The organism is Nocardiopsis changdeensis (genome assembly GCF_018316655.1).
Classification (GTDB): Bacteria; Actinomycetota; Actinomycetes; order Streptosporangiales; family Streptosporangiaceae; genus Nocardiopsis; species Nocardiopsis changdeensis.
The window spans coordinates 5,023,182-5,044,839 of the sequence record NZ_CP074133.1 but is presented as its reverse complement, the minus strand read 5'-3'; the positions used below and the strand labels follow the sequence as shown (position 1 = coordinate 5,044,839).

Below are 21,658 nucleotides of genomic sequence, written 5' to 3'. Positions count from 1 at the left end.
GCCGCCGGTCACCGGCCCGACTCCCGCCACAGGTGGGCGGCGACCAGGCCGGGGACCACCGTCTCGACCAGGAGGGCGACGTCGGGGTCGGTGTCGCCCGGGTAGCGCACGGTCAGCTCCGCCCCCGGCACGCTCTCGCGCCCGGGGGTGGGGCCCACCGCCACGAACCGGCCCCGCAGCTGCCCCAGGTGCTCGGAGAACCGCTCGTCGTAGGCCGACCCGGCGAACAGCAGCGCCCGGTAGTCGGTGACCGCCGCCAGGTACCGGTCGGTGTGCGACCACTCGCCGGTCTCACAGGTGTGCGCCACCGCCACCGGGCCCTTGCGCAGCAGCTGGGCGCCCTGCACCGCCGACGCGGTGCGCTCGGCCGGCGCCACCAGGTGCACCCCGTGCGGCGACTCCAGCGCCCGCGCGGCCTCGGGCACCCAGGTGTGCGCCGACGCCAGCAGCGCCTGCACCGCGTTGGCCGACCGGCGCAGCAGGCTCGGCAGGTTGCGGCTGCCGCCCAGCACCGGGGCGCCCAGCCGGTGGCCCAGCAGCAGGGCCAGCCCCAGCGCGTGCTGGTAGGCCCGGCAGCCCAGCCCCGCCCGCTCGTCCCCGGCGTGCAGCGGCACCAGCAGGTCCGCGTACCGCGCCACCACGGCCTCGGAGCCCGCGGCGGCCAGCACCACCACGGGGGAGCGGCCCACGTACCGGTCCAGGACCGTGCACAGCTCCCGCTGGCCGCCGCCCAGGCTCACCCCCACCACCAGGGTCTCCGGACCCGCGGGCGGCTCCTGGGCGGACGCGGAGGAGTCCGCGACCGCGCCGATGCCGGCCAGCCTCAGCCGCGCCGCCGCCACCTCGCACACGCCCCGGGCCGCGCCGATCCCCAGGAACCGCACCGCCGCGGGCTCGTCGTCCAGCAGCGCGGGCAGCGCCGCGTACGGGTCCCAGCGCGGGAACCGCTCCGCCAGCGCGTTCAGGGAGGCGGGCATCTCCGCCAGGTCGGCTGACAGGGCCTGGGCCGTCACGGGAACCCCCACATCCGTTCGTCTGCTCGCGTCCGCCGTGCACGGCGGCTCCGGGCGCACTCTAGGACACCCGCCGCCCCGGAACGCCCGCGGCCCGCACTGGACACGCCCCGGTGACACCCGGCCGACGGGCGGCCATAACCTGGAGGACATGAGCGTCACCAGCCTCGACCCGGCCATCGCCGCCCGCCTCAAACGCACCGAGGACGGACTCGTCCCCGCCGTCGTGCAGCAGCACGACACGGGCGAGGTCCTCATGCTCGCCTGGATGGACGACGAGGCCCTGCACCGCACCCTCACCACCGGTGCGGCCACCTACTGGTCGCGCAGCCGCGGCGAGTACTGGGTCAAGGGCGCCACCTCCGGCAACACCCAGCGTGTGGTGTCCGTCGCACTCGACTGCGACGGCGACACCCTGCTGCTCAAGGTCGACCAGACCGGGGCGGCCTGCCACACCGGCGACCGCACCTGCTTCGACGCCGGGCGCCTGCTGTGACCCCGCCCGCACCCGAGGAGACCACCGCCGCCGCGCCGCCCGCCGACCCGGCGGCGCGGCGCGCCCGCCGCGAGTTCGGCGCGGCCGTCCTCGGCCTGGCCGCCGGGGCCGGGCTGCTGCTCGCCTCCGCCGGACGCGCCTGGGCCACCGGAGACCTCATCACCGCCGGACCGGTCGTGCCGGCCCCGGTGCAGATCACCGGCGGCGACCTCACCGGGGTCCCGGCCGGGATCGGCTGGGCCGCGCTGGCGGGCATCGCCGGGATCTACGCCGCCCGCGGGTGGGCGCGCCGCCTCATCGGCGCCCTGCTCGCCCTGGGCGGCGGCTACGCCCTGAGCGCCGTCGTCGCGGCGGCGCGCCCCGCGGCGCTGGCCGAGGCCGTCGACGCGGCCGCCGCCGCGGGCACCGCCCGCGCGGCCGGGACCCCGAGCTCCTGGCGGCTAAGCCCGGCCATGGCCGCCGCGGGCGCCGCGCTGATCGCGGCCGCCGGCGTGCTCGCCCTCCTCCGCGCCCCCGCCTGGCCGGGCATGGGGACCCGGTACGATCGGGACGCCGCACCGCGCGCGAACGCCACGGGCACACCCGCCGACCTGTGGAAATCGCTCGACGCGGGTGACGACCCCACACTCGACGCCCCCGACGGCGACACCGCTCCCGCGCGCCCCGCGGGCGGTGCCGCCACCGGGGACGGCACCGAACCCGCACCGCCGACCCCGAGGTCGGCCGACTCGAAGGAGAAGCCCTGATGGCCGCTGACGAACACCACGACGACCACGGCAACACCGTCTCCGCCTGGTTCCTCACTGTTTCCTGGATCGTCGCCTGGACGGTGGCGGCCGCCGCCATCATCCTGGGCGGGGACCTCATCACCTGGACCGTGATCGGCCTGGGCGCCAGTGTGGTCCTGGCGGTCATCGCCGGTGTAATGAAGAAGGTCGGCCTGGGCCGCAAGGAGCCGCGCCCGGTGCCGCCGACCCGCGAAGAGTGGGAAGCGTCTCGCAAGAAGGTCGCCGCCTAGCCGGCTCGCGCCCCGAACACGCCCGCCCCAGGGGATTCCACGGCCACTTCCGGACAGAACCGGAGAATCCGCAGCTCACAACGACTGAGTAACGGAAAATGGACGAAGGTCCCATGGGGCGGGTAGATTTTCTCCACCGGCCGTGACCGCGTGTACCGGCCGACTGGTGGATCGTCCCCCCGGTCTGGCAACATGCGTAGTCGCCCGCGGCGTGATCGCACCGGTGATCCGACCCTGCCCCTTCGTCGGTCCCGTCTGCCCTGCCGCACGTCGCGAGCCGAAAATCCCTTGTCCGCAGTCTGGAAAGTTGTTCCCATGAGCTATGGTCCCCCGCCCCCCGCAGGTCCCCCCGGACCCGGCGGCTACGGCCCGCCCCCCGGTGGCGGCGGCTACGGCCCGCCCCCCGGCGCCACCCCTCCCGACAACGGGCTCGTCTGGGCCATCGTCGCGATCTTCTGCTGCTGGCCGTTCGCCATCCCGGCCCTCATCAACGCGACCAAGGTCAACGACCTGTGGAACCGCGGCGACCAGGCCGGTGCCATGCAGGCCCAGGCCCAGGCGAAGAAGTGGACCAAGTGGGCCTTCATCTCCGCCGGTATCATGTGGGCCCTGATCATCCTCTGGTACATCCTGATGTTCGTGGTCTTCGGAGCCATGGCGGCCTCCACCAGCAGCTACAGCTACTAGGTGGATAGCCACTAGGCGGATACCGAGAAGTCCCCTTCTGCCCCCGAACGCCGTCCGGCGTCCGGGGGCAGAACCCGTTCGTAACCCGACGATGCCTAAGCTGGTTCACGTGCAGCCTGAACAGAGTGACCCTCGGACCGGGACCGGCGGGCCCGACGAACACGCGCCTCTGCCCCTCGGGCAGCGGATCCTGCGCAGGTTGCACAGGGTCCCGCCGCCCGTGTGGCCGCTGAGCGCCGGAGCGCTCGTGCTGGCCGGGGCGACTCTGCTCCACTTCGTGGATCCCAATGAACCGGGCAACTACCCCACCTGCCCCTGGCTACTGATGACCGGCACCTTCTGTCCGGGCTGCGGCACCATGCGCGCCATCGCGCTGACCACCCATGGGGACATCCTCGGCGCCATCAGCATGAACCCGCTGCTGGTCCTGCTCGCCCCGTACATCCTGTGGGCGTACGCGCAGTGGATCGTCTCCACGGTCCGCCCGCCCAAAGCACCCCCCAGACCCACACCGAGTTGGTTCCTGTGGACCCTCACCATCGTCATCACGGGTTTCTGGGTGCTGAGGAACCTGCCCTGGTTCTCCTTCCTGGCGCCGGGGACACCACTGTTCCCCGGCTGGTGACCGACGTCCCGTCCGCCCCGAAAGTCGAAAGGCCCACGACATGAGCTACCAACCGCCCACCGGAGGCTACGGTCCCCCGACCGGCGGCTACGGCCCTCCCCCCGGCGGCTTCGGCGGCCAGCCCCAGCAACCGCCCGGCGATCGTCCCAAGACCTACCTGGTGCACAACATTCTGGGGATCCTCAGTTGTATCCCGGTGCTCGGGATCATCGGCCTGGTCTTCTCGCTTCAGGTGAACAGCAAATGGGACTCGGGCGACTTCGCGGGCGCACAGGACGCGGCCAAGACCGCGAAGACCCTCGGCATCATCAGTCTTGTGCTGTTCATCCTCGGTGCAGTGATCGCCGTCATCTACATCGTGCTCATGTTCATTGGAATCGTGCTGGTCGGTTCGGCGAGCACCACTACCACCTACTACTAGGGGTGTGGACCGAGTCGGTCCGGGACGAATCCCCTCGGATCGCGCGTGCCGACCGCACACACCGGCCTCCCAGGGCATACCCGTCGCCCCCGTCACACGCCGTGTGCGCGGGGGCGGCGGCGTTCCGGGCCCCGGGGGTCGATACGATGAGCGCACACGGCGCGAAGCAGGCCCAGCGGGCCGAGCCGCGCCCCGCGGCCCGCCCAGCTGTGCGAGCGCCGCGCCCGGCCACGACGATAGGGAGCGGTAACCACGTGAGCGTGCTCGACGAGATCCTCGACGGAGTACGCGCCGACCTGGCCGAGCGCCAGGAGGCCCTGCCCCTGGACGCGCTCAAGGAGCAGGCCGCGTCGGCGCCCACCCCGAAGGACGCCGAAGCCGCCCTGCGCCGCCCCGGTGTCCACGTCATCGCCGAGGTCAAGCGCGCCAGCCCCTCCAAGGGCCCGCTGGCGACCATCGCCGACCCGGCCGCCCTGGCCCGCGACTACGAGGCCGGCGGGGCCGCGCTCATCAGCGTCCTCACCGAGCAGCGCCGCTTCAACGGCAGCCTCGACGACCTGCGCGCCGTCGCCCGCGCCGTCGACACCCCGCTGCTGCGCAAGGACTTCGTCGTCAGCTCCTACCAGCTGTGGGAGGCCCGCGTCCACGGCGCCTCCGCCGTCCTGCTCATCGTCGCCGCCCTGCCCCAGGAGGCCCTGGTGTCCCTGGTGGAGCGGGCCCGCTCCCTGGGCCTGATGCCCCTGGTGGAGGTCCACGACGAGGAGGAGGTCGACCGCGCCCTCGACGCCGGGGCCACCGTCATCGGCGTCAACGCGCGCAACCTCAAGACCCTGGAGGTCGACCGGGACACCTTCGCCCGCGTCGCCCCCCGCATCCCCTCCGACATCGTCAAGATCGCCGAGTCCGGCATCCGCGGGCCGCACGACCTGCTGGCCTACGCCGGTGCCGGCGCCGGAGCCGTCCTCGTCGGCGAGAGCCTCGTGCGCGGCCGCAACCCGCGCGAGGCCGTCGCCGACCTGGTCACCGCCGGGGCCCACCCCGCCCTGCGCGACCGGAACTAGGGGACGGACGGCTCCATGGGAGGAACGACGGCGCACACCGCCATCACGGCCCGCACCGGCCGCCGATGGCGATGGCTCTAGGGAACCCGCCGCGCAGCGTGCGCGTTCGCGGGTTCCCGTCGCCGCGTTGACCCGAAGTCAGAACGCGCCGCGGGCCCAGGACACGCCGCGGCGCACGGAACGGTCGGCGCGCGCACCCCGCCCGTGCGCCCGCGCGAGGGGGGTGGGCCGTCGGCCCCGCACCCGAAGGACAGTCCCATGAGCCACGATCCGCAGCTGCCCGACGCGCGCGGGCACTACGGCCGCTTCGGCGGCCGCTTCGCCCCCGAGGCGCTCATCGCCGCCCTCGACGAGGTCGAGACCGAGTGGGAGAAGGCCCGCCACGACCCGGCCTTCCAGGCCGAGCTGGCCGAGCTCCTCAAGGACTACACCGGCCGCCCCAGCGCCCTGAGCGAGGCCCGCAACTTCTCCGAGCACTGCGGCGGCGCCCGCATCCTGCTCAAGCGCGAGGACCTCAACCACACCGGATCGCACAAGATCAACAACGTGCTGGGCCAGGCCCTGCTCACCAAGCGCATGGGCAAGACCCGCGTCATCGCCGAGACCGGCGCCGGCCAGCACGGGGTGGCCACCGCCACCGCCTGCGCCCTGATGGGCCTGGAGTGCGTCATCTACATGGGCGAGGAGGACACCCGCCGCCAGGCGCTCAACGTCGCCCGGATGCGCATGCTCGGCGCCGAGGTCGTCCCCGTCACCATCGGCAGCCGCACCCTGAAGGACGCCATCAACGAGGCGTTCCGCGACTGGGTCGCCAACGTCGACCGCACCCACTACCTGTTCGGCACGGTCGCCGGCCCCCACCCCTTCCCGAAGCTGGTCCGCGACCTGCACTTCGTGGTCGGCGCCGAGGCCCGCGAGCAGGTCCTGGAGCGGGTCGGCCGGCTGCCCGACGCGGTCGCGGCCTGCGTGGGCGGCGGGTCCAACGCCATGGCGGTCTTCGCCGCGTTCATCCCCGACGCCTTGGTGGCCCTGTACGGGTTCGAGGCCGGGGGCGACGGCGCCGACACCCCCCGCACCGCGGCCTCCATCAGCTCCGGCAGCCCCGGCGTGTTCCACGGCGCCCGCACCTTCGTCCTCCAGGACGAGTACGGGCAGACGCTGCCCAGCCACTCCATCTCCGCGGGGCTGGACTACCCGGCGGTGGGCCCCGAGCACGCCTACCTCGCCGACACCGGCCGGGCGAACTACGAGGCGATCACCGACGCCGAGGCCATGGAGGCCTTCCGGCTGCTGTGCCGCACCGAAGGCATCATCCCGGCCATCGAGAGCGCCCACGCCCTGGCCGGGGCCCGCAAGCTGGGGGAGCGGCTGGGCCCCGACGCGGTGATCCTGGTGAACCTCTCCGGGCGCGGCGACAAGGACGTGGACACCGCGGCCGCCTACTTCGGCCTGATCGACGGTAAGGACGAGGCGTGATGACGACCCTCCAGAACAAGCTCGCCCAGGCCCGGGCCCAGGGCCGGGCCGCCCTCATCGGCTACCTCCCGGCCGGGTTCCCCGACGTCGAGTCCTCGATCAAGGTCGTCCGGGCCATGGTCGAGGGCGGCTGCGACGTCATCGAGGTGGGCCTGCCCTACTCCGACCCGATGATGGACGGCCCCACCATCCAGCGGGCGGCCGACGCCGCGCTGGCGGCGGGGACCACCACCGACGACGTGTTCCGGGTGGTGGAGGCGACCGCCGAGACCGGCGCGGCCGCCGTGGTCATGTCGTACTGGAACCCGATCGAGCGCTACGGAGTGGAGCGCTTCGCGGGGAACCTCGCCAAGGCGGGCGGGGCCGGGGTCATCACCCCCGACCTCATCCCCGAGGAGGCGCAGGAGTGGATCGCGGCCTCCGACACCGCGGGCCTGGACCGGATCTTCCTGGTGGCGCCCTCCTCCACCGACCGGCGGCTGGAGCTGACCACCCGGGCGTGCAGCGGGTTCGTGTACGCGGCCTCGCTGATGGGGGTCACCGGGACCCGCACCCAGGTGGCCGGCACCGCCGCCGAGCTGGTGCGGCGCACCCGGGAGGCCACCCGCGAGTCGGGGCTGCCGATCTGCGTGGGCCTGGGCATCTCCTCGGGGGCGCAGGCCGCCGAGGTCGCCGCCTACGCCGACGGCGTCATCGTCGGCGCCGGGTTCTGCCAGCGGGTGCTGGACGCCCCGGACCTGGAGACCGGGCTCATCGCGGTGACGTCGTTCGCCGAGGAACTGGCGGCGGGCGTCCGGTCCCGCTGACCGGGACGCCGAAGGCAGGACGCAGGCGGGCCGCCCCCACACCCGGGGGCGGCCCGTTCCCTGTGTCCGGGCCGGTCAAGGGCGGGGTTAAGAAGGTTAAGCCGGTGAGAATCGGGTGAGAAGGGACCTTCGGGCTCGGGGAAACGCCGCGCGCGGGGGCCCCGCGGTGGTGTGATTGGGGGGCGGCGGACGCCGGGTCCGCCTCTTCACGCGCCCCGGTTCCAGCGCCCGGAGTCAGCGGGCGATCACAGCCGGTAGGATCTGCATGGTCACCGAGAGCGATTGAATGGGTGCAGAGTGCAACTTATCGGCCCCCGAACCCCGAAGGCCCCCGACATGGACACACCCGACGAAACCCCCGCCCCCGCCCCCGGGTCGCGCTGGGCCGCCGTCCAGCCCTGGCTCACCCTCGCCTGCCGCATCGCCCTCGCCGGGATCCTCATCTACGCGGCCGTCTCCAAGTACCCGCCCGCGCTCTCCGTCCAGGCCGTCGAGGCCTACGACCTCTTCCCCCACGAGATCGCCCGCCTCATCGGCTACACCCTCCCCCTCTTCGAGCTCGCCCTGGCCGTCCTGCTCCTGGTCGGCCTGGCCACCCGCTTCACCGGAGCCGTCACCGCCCTGCTCATGGTCGTCTTCATCGCCGGGATCCTCTCGGCCATGGCCCGCGGGCTGAGCATCGACTGCGGCTGCTTCGGCGGCGGCGGCGCCGTCGACCCCGGCGAGACCACCTACGGCCTCTCCATCGCCCGCGACATCGGCTTCGCCGCACTGGGGGCCTTCATCGCCCTGTGGCCCCGCTCACCCCTCGCCCTGGACCGCCCGCTCGGCCTCTTCCGCTGACCCGCGGCCCACGACCACACCCCGACTCAGGAACAGAAGGAACACCACATGGGGAGCGAAGCGCGCAAGCGCGCCCGTGAACGGCTCAAGGAACAGCGGGCCAAGGAGAAGAAGGCCGCCGCGCGGCGCAAGAACCTCATCGTCATCGGCGTCGCCGCCGCCGTCATCGTCCTCATCGTCGGGATCGGCTACGCCGTGCTCAACTCCGACCGCGACGAGGGCTACACGGGCCCCCTGGCGACCCAGACCCTCCAGGAGGACGGCAGCGTCGTCATGGCGAACGAGGGCGTCGAGGCCCCCGTCGTCGAGATCTACGCCGACTACCAGTGCCCCGCCTGCCGCCAGTTCGAGCTCACCAACGGCAGCCTGCTCAAGGAGCGCGCCGCCCAGGGCGAGGCCATCGTCCACTTCCGCCCGGTGAGCATCTTCGCCCAGCAGCAGGTGCCCATCAGCAGCAACTCGCTGCGCGGCGGCGCCGCCGCCCGCATCGCCGCCGACCACGGCGTCTTCGTCGAGTACAACGACCTGCTCTTCGAGAACCAGCCCACCGAGGGCCGCGAGGGCTTCTCCACCGACCAGCTCGAGCAGTGGTTCGCCGAACTGGAGACCTCGCCCGAACAGCAGCAGGAGTTCGGCGCCCGCCTGGAGGAGGAGGCCGCCGTCGTCACCGAGTTCACCGAGGAGTTCCTCCCCGCACTCACCGAGGACGCCGTCCGGGAGATCGGCCAGGAGACCCTGGGCACCATGGTCCTCAGCGACCTGCTGGCCTGGGGCGCCGACAACGGCCACGACCCCGCGTTCCTCGACGGCACCTACACCGGCGAGCTCATCGACGCCACGGGCAGCGCCTACACTCGCTACAGCGGAGACAACGCGTTCCGCGGCACCCCCTCCGTCTACCTCAACGGCGTCCTGCTCGACAACAACACCGCCATGACGGTCCGGGGACTCTCCGAAGCCATCGCCTCCGCCGACCCCGGTAAGGTCGAGACCCAGCCGTTGGACAACGGGGGTGACGCGCAGTAACACCCCTGAAGACACCCCCCGCACGCGGGGCGAACCCGAGAGCAGAGCAGTGACATTGTCGTCGACAGTCAGCGAGGGCGCGGCCGCCACCGGCCGCGCCCTCGCGGCCATCCCCAGCCCGCAGGTGAACTCGATCCCGATCGGGCCCCTGGAGATCCACTTCTACGCGCTGTGCATCCTCGCCGGCGTGATCGTCGCCGTCCTGTGGAGCGAACAGCGCTGGAAGGCGATGGGCGGCGAGCAGGGCACCATCCTCGACATGGCGGTGTGGGCGGTCATCCTCGGCCTCATCGGCGGCCGCCTCTACCACGTCATCAGCGACGCCCAGCTGTACTTCGCCGAGGGGCGCGAGCCCATCCGCGCCCTCTACATCTGGGAGGGCGGCCTCGGCATCTGGGGCGCCATCCCCCTGGGCGCCGTCGGCGTGTGGATCGTCGCCCGCAAGCGCGGCCTGTCGATGACCAAGCTCTCCTTCGCCATCGCCCCCACCATCCCCCTCGCCCAGGCCCTGGGCCGCTGGGGCAACTACTTCAACCAGGAGCTGTTCGGCCGCCCCACCGACCTCCCCTGGGCCGTGGAGATCCTCCCCTACCCCGAGGGCCACCTGCGCCCCGGCATGGAGTTCGGCGTCACCACCTACCACCCCACCTTCCTCTACGAGTCCCTGTGGTGCCTGGGCCTGGCGGTCCTGCTCGCCTGGGCCGGGCGCCGCTTCGAGTCCTCCCTCCAGGGCGGGCGCCTGTTCGCCCTCTACGTCATGGGCTACTGCGTCGGCCGCTTCTGGATCGAGTACCTGCGGGTCGACCCCGCCAACGACTTCTTCGGCCTGCGCCTGAACAACTGGACCTCCATCCTGGTCTTCGCCGGCGCCCTGGCCTACTTCGTCTGGGCCGGCCGCCGCCTCGACTCCTTCTCCACCGCGGTCGTGCCCCACGGCGCCGACGCCGGGACCCAGGTGTTCGGGCCCACCGCCGACGGTGAGATGGGTAACGACGACACCGTCTACAGCACCACCGACACAGGGGATTCCGACCTCGGGACCCGGGGGAGCGACGCCGGGACGGAATACCACCCGAGCCCCGAGCGATCTAGTAGCGAGGGCTCGACCTCGAACGACGAGGGAACCGGTTCCGGGACGAAGCCCGAGTAGACACGGGAAGGACGCCGACGCCCGTCTCCACGGGCGCGGCGGCCGCGCACGACACCACATCCACACCCACGAGGGTGACGACGTGCCCGCACGTGCCCCCGTACCTTTCGAGCAGACCACGGGTTGACGATTGAGAAAGACCGTGAGCAGAGCCGAGTCCGGTCCCGGCCGTAGAGGACGCCGCGGCGGGAGCCGCCGCGCCGACACCGGCCCGATCCGCGACCGCGCCGACGACTACGGCCACGACGAGGAATACGACTACGACCCGGAGGAGGACTTCTCCGCCGAGTACGGTCACACCGCCGCCGGGGACGAAGGCGCCGGCGAGAACCCCGACACCGCACAGGACGGTGACGACGAGCGCGCCGGGTCCGGCCGCGGCCGCGGCCGCCGCCGGGGCTCCCGCCGGGCCGCCCCGGCCAAGGACGCCAGGCAGGGCGGGGTCAAGCGCGTCTCCGCGTTCTCCGCCTCCGCGATCAAGAAGGTGTCGGTCCTGGGCGACCGGCCCAACCAGATCGTGTACACACTCGCCGAGCAGAGCAAGCGCAAGCGCGGCACCGCGGTGCTGGGCGTCCTCATCGGGGCCTTCGCCCTCTCCCTGGTCGCGCTGCTGGGACTGCTGTCCTACCAGCTCTTCACCGGGGCGGGCGGCACCACCTCCGGCGGCGACACCTCCGTGGTCGCCCCGCCCGAGGGCCACAGCACCATCACACCGCAGCTCTACCTGTCCAACGCCAACCGCGACGACGTCTTCGGCCCCATCAACGAGCGCCCCGAGGGCCTGGAGCCGATGACTCAGGAGGCGGTGTTCGACCCCGTCCAGGAGGTCGAGCTGGACGGCATGAAGCTGGAGCTGCGCGACGGCGCGGTCACCGACTCCTGCACCTCCCTGGTGTGGGGCGACGACCTGGGCCAGAGCCTCATCGACGCCGGCTGCGTCAACGCCGCCTCGGGCGTCTACACCGACGCCGACGAGGAGTACGTCGCCCAGGTCACCCTGTTCGACCTGTCCGACGCCGAGGCCGCCACCGAGGTCGAGGCCGCGCTGGACCCGAACAACGTCGAGTCCGGCGCCGGGTTCCTGCTCAGCCGCACCAACGACGAGATCCCCGGTCTCCAGGACGGCTACAGCGAGGCGACCGCGCAGGTCATGGGCCACTACCTGGCGGTGTTCTGGGTGGCCCGCACCGACGGCAGCCCGCCCGGGGACGACACCGACCTGGCCAAGGTCACCGTGGCGTCCATGAACGCGTTCCCCTACGTCTACAACGAGGTGATCGCCGCCCAGGCGGAGCAGGAGTAGCAGGGGGTCGGACGACCCCGACGCGCATCCGCGGACGAACGGCCGTGCTCTGAGCACGGCCGTTCGTGTTCCCCGGACGTCCCGATAGGATCTCGGACAGATCGACCGGCCCTGCCACGGCCGGGTCGAGCGGGGCGCGCGCACCGCTCCCGGGGCGCTCCCCGGCCCCCCGCCGCGCCCCCGCCGAGCGCAATCGGGTCCACCGCGCACACGCGGGCCCGTCATCCGAGGAAAGGTCCACTGGGTGTCCCCTTCTGAAGCGTCGGCGTCCGGAACAGCGGGACGCCGGAGGAAGAACAGCGAACCCGACGACGCCGAGCGCGCCTCCCGCGCGGGCGGCCGGCGCCGCGCCGGAGGGCGCCGCAAGCAGGAGCCCAAGCGGTACGGCCGGCTCATCGGCGTCGTCGTGGGCGTCCTCGTCGTCGCCCTCATCGGCCTGGGCGCCGTCCTGTACCTGAACCGGGGCGACGGCGGCGGCACGGACGGGCCCGCGCCGCACACCCGGCCGGTCGCCTACAGCGTCGAGGGCGTCGGCGACAACGAGATGAACACGGTCCTGGGCACCCGCGAGGCCGACAGCCGCCCCCTCAACGAGGGCGAGCTGTTCGGCGACCGCAGCGCCGAGATCTCCAGCCGGGGCATGGAGTTCACCCTGCGGGACTCGGAGCTGTCGGAGGACTGCGCCGCCGCCGTGTGGGGGGACGAGGTCGTCCAGGCCCTGGCCGACGCCGACTGCACCCAGGCCGGGCGGGCCACCTACGTGGGCGGCGACTACTTCGGCGTGACGGCGATCTTCAACCTCGCCGACGCCGAGGGCAGCCGCGCGGTGGCCGACGCCATGGCCGAGCCCGAGCTGCCGGAGGGCGAGGAGCCGCCCGCCGACGCCCCCGAGCCCGGCTTCGTGGTCGCGCCCTCGGGCGCCGAGCCCTTCGACCGCCTCGGCTCGGGCTACAGCGCCGCCGAGGCCACAGTCAGCGGCCACTACCTGGTGGTGGTGTGGGTGCAGCCCACCGACTCCGAGTCGGTCGAGGACCGGGTGAGCCTGGCCAGCCCCATCGTGACGCTGAGCAACTTCCGCGACCCGCTGTACCGCCGCCTGGTCAACCTCCGCGAGGAGGAGCCCTCCACCGAGCCCGGCGCCGGGACCGGCACCGAGACGGTGCCCGGGACCGAGACCGTGCCCGGCACCGAGACGGTCCCCGGGACCGAGACGGCGCCCGGTACCGGGGGCTGACCTCCGGCGGGGCCGCGCGACGCGCGGCCCCGCCCCGTTTCAGGGCCGTTCCACGGCCTCCCACACCGCCGCGACGGCCTCCCGCAGCCGGGCGAACCGGTGCCCGGGCAGGTCCAGCAGGGTGCGCCCGGCCACCCACGGCGGGGCGGCGGCCACCGCCAGCCGGGCCGTGCGCTTGTTCACCGGCGCGCCCCCCTCCTGCGCGACCCGCACCACCCCGGCGCGCAGCACCGACGTCAGCGTCCCGCGGGCGTGCTCCTGGACGTGCGCCAGCAGCCGGTCCACCGGGTCCTGCGCCTCCGGCGCCCGGACCAGCCGGACCGCGGTCAGCGACGGGTCGCCGAAACCGCGCAGGAACCGCACCCGGAACCGGGGCTCCACCACGGCCCGCAGCTCCGACTGGCCCCGCTCGTCGCGCACGCACGCCGCGGACGAGGGCACCAGCAGGTACCCGCCCGCCTCGGGGCAGGCCAGCGCCGCCCGCGCCGCGATCCGCTCCCAGCCGCCGGTCAGGTCCACCACCGGCGGCCCCGACAGCGGCACCTGCGCCTCCATCCACGTGGACAGGCGCACCCGCCCCGCGTCGGGCAGCACCGCCGCGGGCCAGGCGCCCACCGGCACCGGCCGCCCCCCGGAGTCGGCGGCGGCCCGCTCCAGCGCGGCGGCCGCCCGCTCCTCGGTCAGCGAACCCCGGGCCTCCTTGGCGTTGACCCCCTGGCTGTACACGCGGGCACCGCTCTCCGCCGGCGGGGGAGCGGTGCGCGACAGCGGCCGCAGCACGTACAGGTCCGAGGCGGCCCCGATGGACTCGGCACCCTCGTAGCGGTGGAAGTCCGGCCACATCGCCTCCAGCACCAGGTCCAGCCGGAGCAGCCGGGCCTGCGTGGCGGCGGCCAGCCGCGGCGTGGTCTCGCTGACCCCGTAGGCGACCAGAACCCGGCCCCTGCGCGGGTCGGTCATCCCCTCCAGGCCGCGGCGCACGAACAGCTCCACCCCGTCGGCGGTGTAGGGCGGGTCGGTGAACACCACGTCGGCCTGCCCGCGCAGCCCCGCGGGCAGGCCCAGCCGCAGGTCGGCGAAGTGGGTGCGCACGTCCAGCCCCAGCCGCCCGGCGACCGCGTCGATGTGGGCGAGCACCCGCTCGTCGATGTCGGCCACCAGGACCCGCGCCCGGGGCTCGACCAGGGCCAGCGCGACCGAGGTGAGGTCGTGGTCGCCCACGCACAGGACGGTGCGGTCGGCGAGGTCGAACCGGGTGGCCAGGAACAGCGCCCGGCGCAGCGCGGTGTCGGCGGTCGCGGTGACGTGGTCCAGGTCCAGGTCGGACGAGGGCCCCTCGGCGACGGCCCGGGCGATCTCGGCGGCCGCCCCGGCCCGCGCGGGCACCAGGTGCCGCACCGGGTCCGCCAGGGCGTCCCCGGCCGCGCCGGCGTAGTGGTCGGGCCGCACCAGCCGCACCCGGTCGCCGCCGGGCGCGCGCTCGGCCTCCCCGGCCTCCACCAGCTGCTCCAGCAGCGCCACCACCAGGACGCGGGCGACCCCGGTGGCCCGCACCAGGTCGTCGGCGCTCCGGCCGCGGCCGTCCGACAGCGCGGCGAGCACGGCGCGCAGCCGGGGCGCGTCCACCCCGTGGGCGCGCAGCGCGTTCAGCGCGGCCCCGGGCAGGGGCGGAGGGGACGGGAGGGGCGTCCGCGGAGGGCCGGGAACGCCGGGGTCGTTGGGGTCTGCTGCCATGCACCGATCGTCCCACGCCCCGGAGGGAGCGGGTCCGGCCGCAGGTCAGGGCCGCTTCCGGCGCGAGAGTGACATATCACTCGGCCGGCCGGGGGAGTCCCCCTTGGGCGGAGTGTTAACGCCGGGGTAATGTGGGGGCGCGGCGCACGGCGTTCGCGTGCCCGAAGCGACGAACACGACCAACCGTCGGGTTTTATCCGCTTTGGGAGGTTTAGCGGGATTCCCTCGTGGAAAAACCGGCTAGGCACACCTCCGACGGGGAACCCTCCGTACGAGGAACCGCGGTCCCACCCGCAGGGGGCCGCGACACGCGACCCGGGGCGCACCGCGGCACCCCATGGTCTAGACCTGCGACCCACGTCGCGGCCGGACCCGCGGGAACAGGCAGGACCGCTCGCAAGAGGGCGACCGGCCGCCATTCGCACCACGAGGACGTGGCCGCGGTACGGTGGCGGACCACACGGCGTCCACAGGCCGAGCACCCACAACTTCACGCACGCAGCAGGGCCAATGTCGTCCCGGATGCGCTTTTCACGAAGCCGACGAAAGACGACAGGAGGGTAGATGCCCGCTGGTCAGGTGCGGCGTTCGTCCGTCCGAGCGAACGCGATCTCCACTTCTCAGGGCCTGTACGACCCCGCCTTCGAGCACGACGCCTGCGGTGTGGGCTTCGTCGCCGACCTCACCGGCCGCCGCGGCCACGACATCGTGCAGAAGGCGCTCACAGTACTGCGCAACCTCGACCACCGCGGCGCCTCCGGCGCCGACCCCGACGACGGCGACGGTGCGGGCATCCTCACCCAGATCCCGCACGAGCTGTTCACCGAGGTCTGCGGCTTCGCCCTGCCCGAGGCCGGCTCCTACGCCGCCGGCATCGCCTTCCTGCCCGCCGACGCCGCCGCCCGCGCCGAGGCCATCGCCGTGGTCGACCGCATCGTCGCCGAAGAGGGCCTCACCCTCCTGGGCTGGCGCGACCTGCCCTTCGAGCCCCAGTACAGCGGCCCGGCCGCCCGCGACGCCATGCCCTACTTCGGGCAGCTCTTCATCACGGGCACCCCCGGCACCGCCACCGAGGGCCTTACCGGCATCGACCTGGAGCGCTACGCCTACTGCGTCCGCAAGCGCGCCGAACACGAGGCCGACGTCTACTTCCCGAGCCTGTCCCCGCGCACCATCGTGTACAAGGGCATGCTCACCACCCCCCAGCTCGAACCGTTCTTCCCCGACCTGTCCGACCGGCGCTACGCCTCCGGCCTGGCCCTGGTCCACTCCCGGTTCTCCACCAACACCTTTCCGTCCTGGCCGCTGGCCCACCCCTTCCGCTACGTCGCCCACAACGGTGAGATCAACACCGTCAAGGGCAACCGGAACATGATGCGCGCCCGCGAGGCCAAGCTCGCCACCGACCTCATCCCCGGCGACCTGGACCGCATCTTCCCCATCGTCGACCCCGACGACTCCGACACCGCGTCCTTCGACGACGCCCTGGAGCTCCTCCACCTGGGCGGCCGCTCCCTGCCGCACGCGGTGCTCATGATGATCCCCGAGCCCTGGGAGAACCACACCGAGATGGACCCGGCCGTCCGGGCCTTCTACGAGTACCACTCCACCCTCATGGAGCCCTGGGACGGCCCCGCGTCCGTCTCCTTCAGCGACGGCACCCTGGTCGGCGCCGTCCTGGACCGCAACGGCCTGCGCCCCGGACGCTACTGGGTCACCCAGGACGGCCTCGTCGTCCTGGCCTCCGAGGCCGGCGTCCTGGACATCGACCCCGCCGACGTCGTCCGCAAGGGCCGGCTCCAGCCCGGCCGCATCTTCGTCGTCGACACCGCCCAGGGGCGGATCATCGAGGACGAGGAGATCAAGGCCGAACTCGCCGCCCAGCACCCCTATCAGGAGTGGATCGACTCCGGCGTCATGCGCCTGGCCGACCTGCCCGCCGCCGAGCCCGTCCCCGTGACCGAGCTCAACCTCGCCCAGCAGGTCTTCGGCTACACCGAGGAAGAACTCCGCGTCATCCTCACCCCCATGGCCCGCACCGGCGCCGAGCCCATCGGCTCCATGGGCACGGACACCCCGGTCGCCGCGCTCTCCGAGCGCTCCCGGCAGCTCTTCGACTACTTCTCGCAGAACTTCGCCCAGGTCACCAACCCGCCCCTGGACGCCATCCGCGAGGAGATGGTCACCAGCCTGTCCACGCTCCTGGGCGCCGAACACAACATCCTCACCGCGGCACCGGGCGACACCCGCCGCCTCGTCCTGCCCACCCCGGTCGTCGACCAGGCCGAACTCGCCGCCATCGTCGAGGCCGGGCGCACCGAGCCCGCCCTGAAGACCTTCACCGTCGACGGCACCTACCCCGTCGACGGCGGCGGCGACGCCCTGGCCGCCCGCCTCGCCGAGCTCAACACCCAGATCGACGCCGCCATCGCCGACGGCGCCCACATCCTGGTCCTCAGCGACCGGCGCGCCGACGCCCGCCTGGCGCCCATCCCGTCCCTGCTGCTCACCGGCTCGGTCCACCACCACCTCGTCCGCGAGAAGACCCGCACCGAGGTCGGCCTCATCGTCGAGGCCGCCGACGTCCGCGAGTGCCACCACGTCGCACTGCTCATCGGGTACGGCGCCTCCGCCGTCAACCCCTACCTCGCCCTGGCCACCGTCCGGGACCTGGTCCAGCGCGGCACCATCGGCGGCGTCGACGCCGACACGGCCGTCCGCAACACCGTCAAGGCGTACGGCAAGGGCGTCCTGAAGATCATGTCCAAGATCGGGGTCTCCACGGTCAGCTCCTACACCGGGGCCCAGATCTTCGAGGCCCTGGGCCTGGGCCAGGAGGTCATCGACCGCTGCTTCACCGGCACCACCTCCCGCCTGGGCGGCGTCGGCTTCGACGTCCTCGCCGAAGAGGTCGCCATCCGCCACCGCCGCGCCCACACCGACAACCCGGCCTCCGGCGCCCACCGGCGCCTGGAGATCGGCGGCGAGTACCAGTGGCGCCGCGAGGGCGAACCGCACCTGTTCAACCCCGACACCGTCTTCAAGCTCCAGCACTCCACCCGTACCCGCAAGTACGAGATCTTCAAGGAGTACACCGACCTCATCGACGACCAGTCGGCGAGGCTCATGACGCTGCGCGGCCTCTTCCGCCTCAAGGAGGGCGTCCGCGAACCCGTCCCCGTCGACGAGGTCGAACCCGTCTCGGAGATCGTCAAGCGCTTCTCCACCGGCGCCATGTCCTACGGCTCCATCTCCGCCGAGGCCCACGAGACCCTCGCCATCGCGATGAACCGCCTCGGCGGCAAGTCCAACACCGGCGAGGGCGGCGAGGACCCCGCCCGCTTCACCCCCGACGCCAACGGGGACCTGCGGCGCAGCGCCATCAAGCAGGTCGCCTCCGGCCGCTTCGGCGTCACCTCCCACTACCTCACCAACGCCGACGACATCCAGATCAAGATGGCCCAGGGCGCCAAGCCCGGCGAGGGCGGCCAGCTGCCCGGCCACAAGGTCTACCCGTGGGTGGCCGACACCCGCCACTCCACCCCCGGCGTCGGGCTCATCTCCCCGCCGCCCCACCACGACATCTACTCCATCGAGGACCTCGCCCAGCTCATCCACGACCTCAAGAACGCCAACCCGTCCGCCCGGGTCCACGTCAAGCTGGTCTCCGAAGCGGGCGTCGGCACCGTCGCCGCCGGCGTCTCCAAGGCCCACGCCGACGTCGTCCTCATCTCCGGCCACGACGGGGGCACCGGCGCCTCGCCGCTTACCTCCCTCAAGCACGCGGGCACCCCCTGGGAGCTCGGCCTCGCCGAGACCCAGCAGACCCTGCTGCTCAACGGCCTGCGCGACCGCATCGTCGTCCAGGCCGACGGCCAGATGAAGACCGGCCGCGACGTCATCATCGCCGCCCTGCTCGGCGCCGAGGAGTACGGTTTCGCCACCGCGCCCCTGGTCGTCTCCGGCTGCGTCATGATGCGCGTCTGCCACCTCGACACCTGCCCCGTCGGCGTCGCCACCCAGAACCCCGTCCTGCGCGAGCGGTTCTCCGGCAAGGCCGAGTACGTGGTCAACTTCTTCGAGTTCATCGCCCAGGAGGTCCGCGAGTACCTCGCCGCCCTCGGCTTCCGCAGCCTCGACGAGGCCATCGGCGCCGTCGACCTGCTCGACACCACCGAGGCCGTCGAGCACTGGAAGGCCAGGGGACTGGACCTGTCCCCGATCCTCCACGAGGTCGAGCCCTGGGCCGGCGACCACCGCGTCCGCACCCGCAGCCAGGACCACGGCCTGGAGAAGGCCCTGGACAACACCCTCATCCAGCTCGCCGAAGGCGCACTCGACTTCGGGCAGCCCGTCAAGCTCGAACTGCCCGTCCGCAACGTCAACCGCACCGTCGGCACCATGCTCGGACACGAGGTCACCAAGCGCTACGGCGCCGACGGCCTGCCCGCCGACACCATCGACGTCACCTTCACCGGCTCCGCCGGACAGTCCTTCGGCGCCTTCGTGCCCAAGGGCGTCACGCTCCGCCTCAAGGGCGACGCCAACGACTACGTCGGCAAGGGCCTGTCCGGCGGCCGCGTCGTCGTCCGCCCCGCCGACACCTCCACCCTCACCGCCGAGGAACACATCATCGCCGGCAACGTCATCGGCTACGGCGCCACCTCCGGGGAGATCTTCCTCCGCGGCATCGTCGGCGAACGCTTCTGCGTCCGCAACTCCGGCGCCCTCGCCGTCGTCGAGGGCATCGGCGACCACGGCTGCGAGTACATGACCGGCGGCCGCGCCGTCGTCCTCGGACGCACCGGACGCAACTTCGCGGCCGGCATGTCCGGCGGCATCGCCTACGTCCTCGACCTCGACCCCCACCGGGTCAACACCGAGATGGTCGAGGTCGAAGCACCCACCGACGAGGACCGCGCGTTCCTCACCGACGTGCTCACCCGCCACCACGCCGAGACCGGCTCCACCGTCGCCGAACGCCTCCTGGCCGCCGGCGACGCCGGACTCGACCGGATCTCCAAGGTCATGCCGCGCGACTACAAGCGCGTCCTGCTCGCCCAGGCCGAAGCAGAACGGGACGGCCGCGACGTCAACGAGGCCGTCATGGCCTCCGCGCAGTCCTGAGCGTCAGCACACACGAAAGGAGGAACAATCATGGCTGACCCCAAGGGTTTCCTGAAGATCACCGAACGCGAGCTCCCCGCTCACCGCCCGGTGGACGTCCGCATCCAGGACTGGCGCGAGGTCTACGAGGACTTCGACCGGGGCACCGTCACCAAGCAGGCGTCCCGCTGCATGGACTGCGGCATCCCCTTCTGCCACAACGGCTGCCCCCTGGGCAACCTCATCCCCGAGTGGAACACCCTCGTCCACACCCACGACTGGGCCGAGGCGATCGAACGGCTCCACGCCACCAACAACTTCCCCGAGTTCACCGGTCGGCTGTGCCCCGCACCCTGCGAATCCGCCTGCGTGCTCGGCATCAACCAGCCCGCCGTCACCATCAAGAACATCGAGGTCTCCATCATCGACCGCGCCTGGGAGGAGGGCTGGGTCAAGCCCCTGCCCCCCGCCACGCGCACCGGCAAGAAGGTCGCCGTCGTCGGCTCCGGCCCCGCCGGGCTCGCCGCCGCACAGCAGCTCACCCGCGCCGGGCACGACGTCACCGTCTACGAGCGCGCCGACCGCATCGGCGGCCTGCTCCGCTACGGCATCCCCGAGTTCAAGATGGAGAAGCGGCACATCGACCGCCGCATCGCCCAGATGACCGCCGAGGGCACCGTCTTCCGCACCGGCGTGGACGTCGGCGCCGACATCACCGTCGAACGGCTGCGCGCCGACCACGACGCCGTGGTCCTCACCGGCGGCGCCACCGCCTGGCGCGACCTGCCCGTCCCCGGCCGCGAGCTCGCCGGCGTCCACCAGGCCATGGAGTACCTGCCCCAGGCCAACCGCGTCCAGTTCGGCGACTACGACCGCGCCCCCATCAACGCCGAGGGCAAGCACGTCGTCGTCATCGGCGGCGGCGACACCGGCGCCGACTGCGTCGGCACCGCCCACCGCCAGGGCGCCGCCAGCGTCACCCAGCTCGAGATCATGCCCAAGCCGCCCGCCGAGCGCCCCGACTCCCAGCCCTGGCCCACCATGCCGATGCTGTACAAGGTCACCAGCGCCCACGAGGAGGGCGGCAAGCGCATCTACTCCGTCAACACCCTGGAGTTCCTCGGCGACGACCAGGGCCGCGTCCGCGCCCTCAAGCTCGTCGAGGTCCAGCGCACCGCCAACGGCTTCGAGCCCGTCCAGGGCACCGAGCGCGAGATCCCCGCCGACCTCGTCACCCTCGCCATGGGCTTCGTCGGCCCCCAGAAGGAGGGCATGATCGAACAGCTCGGCGTCGAACTCGACGGACGCGGCAACGTCGTCCGCGACGCCGACTACCGCACCAGCGTCGAAGGCGTCTTCTGCGCCGGCGACATGGGCCGCGGCCAGTCCCTCATCGTCTGGGCCATCGCCGAGGGCCGCTCCGCCGCCGCCGCGGTCGACCGCCACCTCACCGGCGACGACAGCGACCTGCCCGTCGCCATCCCGCCCACCGCACGACCGCTCGTCTGACCCGCACACCACGCCACGGGGGCGCGCAGGGACCACCCTGCGCGCCCCCGCGCGCGTCCGGCGCCGCACACCGGTGACCCCGCCGTGACCCGCCCCCCGCACACACCCGCGACACTGGGAACCCCGCCCCCGCCCCGGCGCCGGGGGCCG

General features: G+C 72.9%; 18 protein-coding genes. 16 read left to right on the top strand and 2 right to left on the bottom strand.

Annotated features, from left to right (window positions below):
• Positions 1-8: 8 nt before the first annotated feature.
• Positions 9-1,013 (bottom strand): sugar isomerase, encoded by a 1,005-nt coding sequence (locus KGD84_RS22950; protein ID WP_220562461.1) that lies wholly within the window; start codon positions 1,011-1,013, stop codon positions 9-11.
• A 151-nt stretch (positions 1,014-1,164) separates the two neighbouring features.
• On the opposite strand from KGD84_RS22950, the gene hisI reads away from it, so the two are divergent.
• From hisI to KGD84_RS22880, 14 genes are all read left to right on the top strand, one after another.
• A complete protein-coding gene (gene hisI, locus KGD84_RS22945; protein WP_220562460.1) occupies positions 1,165-1,509 on the top strand; it encodes a phosphoribosyl-AMP cyclohydrolase in 345 nt (114 codons plus the stop codon).
• Entirely contained in the window at positions 1,506-2,255 is a 750-nt protein-coding gene (locus KGD84_RS22940) for a Trp biosynthesis-associated membrane protein (protein ID WP_260697150.1), read from the top strand. The genes hisI and KGD84_RS22940 overlap by 4 nt, the downstream gene beginning before the upstream one ends.
• A complete protein-coding gene (locus KGD84_RS22935) occupies positions 2,255-2,527 on the top strand; it encodes an HGxxPAAW family protein (RefSeq protein WP_220562458.1) in 273 nt (90 codons plus the stop codon). The genes KGD84_RS22940 and KGD84_RS22935 overlap by 1 nt, the downstream gene beginning before the upstream one ends.
• A gap of 315 nt (positions 2,528-2,842) precedes the next feature.
• Positions 2,843-3,214 (top strand): CD225/dispanin family protein, encoded by a 372-nt coding sequence (locus tag KGD84_RS22930; protein ID WP_220562457.1) that lies wholly within the window; start codon positions 2,843-2,845, stop codon positions 3,212-3,214.
• A gap of 199 nt (positions 3,215-3,413) precedes the next feature.
• A complete protein-coding gene (locus tag KGD84_RS22925; RefSeq protein WP_338151187.1) occupies positions 3,414-3,839 on the top strand; it encodes a DUF2752 domain-containing protein in 426 nt (141 codons plus the stop codon).
• A 40-nt stretch (positions 3,840-3,879) separates the two neighbouring features.
• Entirely contained in the window at positions 3,880-4,260 is a 381-nt protein-coding gene (locus KGD84_RS22920) for a CD225/dispanin family protein (protein WP_220562455.1), read from the top strand.
• 254 nt (positions 4,261-4,514) lie between these two features.
• The gene (gene trpC, locus KGD84_RS22915; protein WP_220562454.1) at positions 4,515-5,321 is read left to right on the top strand and encodes an indole-3-glycerol phosphate synthase TrpC; all 807 of its coding nucleotides are present in this window, start codon (positions 4,515-4,517) and stop codon (positions 5,319-5,321) included.
• A 258-nt stretch (positions 5,322-5,579) separates the two neighbouring features.
• Positions 5,580-6,797 carry a tryptophan synthase subunit beta gene (gene trpB / locus KGD84_RS22910; protein WP_220562453.1) on the top strand — a complete coding sequence of 406 codons (1,218 nt, stop codon included), beginning with the start codon at positions 5,580-5,582 and terminating at the stop codon, positions 6,795-6,797.
• The gene (gene trpA, locus KGD84_RS22905; protein WP_220562452.1) at positions 6,797-7,603 is read left to right on the top strand and encodes a tryptophan synthase subunit alpha; all 807 of its coding nucleotides are present in this window, start codon (positions 6,797-6,799) and stop codon (positions 7,601-7,603) included. The genes trpB and trpA overlap by 1 nt, the downstream gene beginning before the upstream one ends.
• A 336-nt stretch (positions 7,604-7,939) precedes the next feature.
• Positions 7,940-8,446, top strand: coding sequence for a MauE/DoxX family redox-associated membrane protein (locus tag KGD84_RS22900; protein WP_220562451.1), 507 nt, complete (start codon positions 7,940-7,942; stop codon positions 8,444-8,446).
• Positions 8,447-8,494: 48 nt separating this feature from the next.
• The gene (locus KGD84_RS22895) at positions 8,495-9,472 is read left to right on the top strand and encodes a DsbA family protein (RefSeq protein WP_220562450.1); all 978 of its coding nucleotides are present in this window, start codon (positions 8,495-8,497) and stop codon (positions 9,470-9,472) included.
• A 55-nt stretch (positions 9,473-9,527) separates the two neighbouring features.
• Positions 9,528-10,622: a prolipoprotein diacylglyceryl transferase gene (gene lgt, locus KGD84_RS22890; RefSeq protein ID WP_220562449.1), complete on the top strand. Its 1,095-nt coding sequence runs from the start codon at positions 9,528-9,530 to the stop codon at positions 10,620-10,622.
• 142 nt (positions 10,623-10,764) lie between these two features.
• Positions 10,765-11,925 (top strand): hypothetical protein, encoded by a 1,161-nt coding sequence (locus KGD84_RS22885; protein WP_220562448.1) that lies wholly within the window; start codon positions 10,765-10,767, stop codon positions 11,923-11,925.
• A 244-nt stretch (positions 11,926-12,169) separates the two neighbouring features.
• Entirely contained in the window at positions 12,170-13,159 is a 990-nt protein-coding gene (locus tag KGD84_RS22880) for a hypothetical protein (RefSeq protein WP_255646752.1), read from the top strand.
• Between the two features lie 39 nt (positions 13,160-13,198).
• On the opposite strand, the gene KGD84_RS22875 is transcribed toward KGD84_RS22880, so the two are convergent.
• Positions 13,199-14,893 (bottom strand): bis-aminopropyl spermidine synthase family protein, encoded by a 1,695-nt coding sequence (locus KGD84_RS22875; RefSeq protein WP_220562447.1) that lies wholly within the window; start codon positions 14,891-14,893, stop codon positions 13,199-13,201.
• A gap of 564 nt (positions 14,894-15,457) precedes the next feature.
• Between KGD84_RS22875 and gltB the strand changes: the two genes are divergently transcribed.
• Both gltB and KGD84_RS22865 read left to right on the top strand, forming a co-directional pair.
• Positions 15,458-20,020 (top strand): glutamate synthase large subunit, encoded by a 4,563-nt coding sequence (gene gltB, locus KGD84_RS22870; protein ID WP_220562446.1) that lies wholly within the window; start codon positions 15,458-15,460, stop codon positions 20,018-20,020.
• A 30-nt stretch (positions 20,021-20,050) separates the two neighbouring features.
• On the top strand, positions 20,051-21,508 hold the full coding sequence (locus KGD84_RS22865) for a glutamate synthase subunit beta (protein WP_220562445.1): 1,458 nt from the start codon (positions 20,051-20,053) through the stop codon (positions 21,506-21,508).
• The last annotated feature ends 150 nt before the right edge of the window (positions 21,509-21,658 follow it).

Bases quoted from the DNA above. Each gene is read 5' to 3' on its own strand.
- hisI (WP_220562460.1), top strand. From the start codon at position 1,165: ATGAGCGTCACCAGCCTCGACCCGGCCATCGCCGCCCGCCTCAAACGC.
- KGD84_RS22935 (WP_220562458.1), top strand. From the start codon at position 2,255: ATGGCCGCTGACGAACACCACGACGACCACGGCAACACCGTCTCCGCC.
- KGD84_RS22930 (WP_220562457.1), top strand. From the start codon at position 2,843: ATGAGCTATGGTCCCCCGCCCCCCGCAGGTCCCCCCGGACCCGGCGGC.
- KGD84_RS22920 (WP_220562455.1), top strand. From the start codon at position 3,880: ATGAGCTACCAACCGCCCACCGGAGGCTACGGTCCCCCGACCGGCGGC.
- trpB (WP_220562453.1), top strand. From the start codon at position 5,580: ATGAGCCACGATCCGCAGCTGCCCGACGCGCGCGGGCACTACGGCCGC.
- trpA (WP_220562452.1), top strand. From the start codon at position 6,797: ATGACGACCCTCCAGAACAAGCTCGCCCAGGCCCGGGCCCAGGGCCGG.
- KGD84_RS22900 (WP_220562451.1), top strand. From the start codon at position 7,940: ATGGACACACCCGACGAAACCCCCGCCCCCGCCCCCGGGTCGCGCTGG.
- KGD84_RS22895 (WP_220562450.1), top strand. From the start codon at position 8,495: ATGGGGAGCGAAGCGCGCAAGCGCGCCCGTGAACGGCTCAAGGAACAG.
- KGD84_RS22875 (WP_220562447.1), bottom strand. From the start codon at position 14,893: ATGGCAGCAGACCCCAACGACCCCGGCGTTCCCGGCCCTCCGCGGACG.
- gltB (WP_220562446.1), top strand. From the start codon at position 15,458: ATGCCCGCTGGTCAGGTGCGGCGTTCGTCCGTCCGAGCGAACGCGATC.
- KGD84_RS22865 (WP_220562445.1), top strand. From the start codon at position 20,051: ATGGCTGACCCCAAGGGTTTCCTGAAGATCACCGAACGCGAGCTCCCC.